2 protein-coding genes and 1 pseudogene are annotated in these 2,017 nt (G+C 73.1%); all 3 read left to right on the forward strand.

Annotated features, from left to right (window positions below; genetic code table 11):
- Positions 1 to 216: pseudogene (locus AC1DY2_RS19095) on the forward strand (hypothetical protein); the annotation flags it as partial.
- Entirely contained in the window at positions 210 to 1,139 is a 930-nt protein-coding gene (locus AC1DY2_RS19100; RefSeq protein ID WP_476763846.1) for an alpha-E domain-containing protein, read from the forward strand. The pseudogene AC1DY2_RS19095 and the gene AC1DY2_RS19100, both read left to right, overlap by 7 nt.
- On the forward strand, positions 1,136 to 1,981 hold the full coding sequence (locus AC1DY2_RS19105) for a transglutaminase family protein (protein ID WP_476763845.1): 846 nt from the start codon (positions 1,136 to 1,138) through the stop codon (positions 1,979 to 1,981). The genes AC1DY2_RS19100 and AC1DY2_RS19105 overlap by 4 nt, the downstream gene beginning before the upstream one ends.
- Positions 1,982 to 2,017 lie beyond the last annotated feature (36 nt).

The raw sequence follows: 2,017 nt of genomic DNA on the forward strand, positions 1-2,017 counted from the left end.
CTCGTGGCCGACCAGGCCGCGCCCGCCGGTGCACCCGCGCCTCCCGCAGCGGGGGCCACGGGGTCGGCCGGGAGCGAGCCCACGCGGCATCCGCCCACCGCGTCACCCCAGGACGAGGACGCCCCGATCCGCCAGCAGCAGCAACAGCAACAGCAGGCGAGACGGATGCCGCGGCATCCGCTGCCCGACGGAGGAGCCCGGTCATGCCCATGCTGAGCCGCATCGCCGAGTCGCTGTTCTGGATCGGCCGATACATCGAGCGCAGCGACGGCACCGCACGCATCCTCGACGTGCACCTGCAACTGCTGCTCGAGGACCCCTGGATCGACGAGGACACGGCCTGCCGCTCGCTGCTGTCGGTCATGGGCAGCGAGGCCGACCCCGCCGTGGCGCTCGGCCGCGACGACGTCATCATGCTGCTCGCGGTCGACCGCACGCACCCGGCGTCGATCGCGCACTCGATCGCTTCGGCCCGCGAGAACGCCCGCCGCGCCCGCGAGATCGTCTCGACCGAGCTGTGGGAGGCCCTGAACCAGACGAACGCACGGATGCCGCGACGCGTCGCCTCCGACAAGACGCACGAGTTCTTCCGTTGGGTGCGCGACCGCTCGGCGCTCGCCATCGGCGTCGTGGACTCGGCGACGAGCCGCGACGAGGCGTGGCACTTCTTCTCGCTCGGCCGGGCGATCGAGCGCGCGGACATGACGGCGCGGCTGCTCGCGACGCGATCGCTCACCGAGGCGAGCGGGCCGAGCTGGACGACGATCCTGCGAAGCTGCGGCGGCTACGAGGCCTACCTGCGGAGCTACCGCGGCGTGCCGTCGAGCCAGTCGGCGGCGGAGTTCCTGCTGCTCGACCGGCTGTTCCCGCGGTCGATCATCTCGAGCGTCATCCGCGCCGAGGAGTCGCTGCGCGAGATCGACCCGCGGGCGGGACGCGTCGGCGTCACGGACCCGTCGCGGCGGCTGCTCGGGCAGATCCGCTCCGAGCTCGAGTACCGCCCGATCGCCGACATCCTCACCGACCTGTCGGGGCACATGGAGCACGTGCAGGCCGTCACGTCCTCGGCGAGCGAGGCCATCCGGCAGCGCTACTTCCCGGCGAGCGTCGCGCCGGTCTGGATCGGGGAGGTCTCGTGAGCCGCATCCGCATCGTGCACCGCACGGGGTTCTCCTACGAGGAGCCCGCCACGGCGTCGTACAACGAGGCGCGCATGCTGCCCCACTCGGGCGGCGAGCAGTTCGTGCTGCAGGCCGGACTCGACATCCGGCCCGGCGCGACGCAGCACTCCTACCTCGACTACTGGGGCACGCGGGTGTCGACCTTCGAGGTGCTCACGCCGCACCGCGAGCTCTCGGTGACGGCGACGAGCCTCGTGGAGGTGCGCCCGTCGCCCGTGCCCGGCAGCGAGCTCGAGTGGGACGAGCTGCGGGCGGCGTCCACGTCGACGGTCGGCCTCGTCGAGGCGTCCACCACGTCGGCGTCCACCGTGCCGCCCGACGAGGTCGCCGCGCTCGCTGCCGACATCGCCGCAGAGGGGGCGCCCGTCGGCGAGACGGCGCTTGAGATCTGCCGCGCCGTCGGCTCCTCGATGGAGTACATGCGCGGCGTCACCGGGGTGCACTCGACCGCCGCCGAGGCGTGGGACGAGCGCAAGGGCGTCTGCCAGGACATCGCGCACGTCGCGCTCGGCGCGCTGCGGTCGGTCGGCATTCCCGCGCGGTACGTGTCGGGGTACCTGCATCCGGATGCCGGCGCCGCCGTCGGCGAGACCGTGATCGGCGAGTCGCACGCGTGGGTCGAGTGGTTCGCGGGGGAGTGGCGAGGCTACGACCCCACGAACCTGGCCGAGGTCGGCGAGCTCCACGTGCTCGTCGGCCGCGGCCGCGACTACAGCGACGTGCCGCCGTTGCGCGGCGTCTACGCCGGCCCGGGCGCCTCCGAGCTGTTCGTCAGCGTCGAGGTGACGCGGGTCGCATGAGCGTCGAGGAACGAGGCCCGGCCACGGCCGAGGGCC

The organism is Agromyces sp. P1_H4 (genome assembly GCF_056405255.1).

Excerpts from the sequence above, each read along its gene's own strand:
- AC1DY2_RS19100 (WP_476763846.1), top strand. The coding sequence starts at position 210 with ATGCTGAGCCGCATCGCCGAGTCGCTGTTCTGGATCGGCCGATACATC.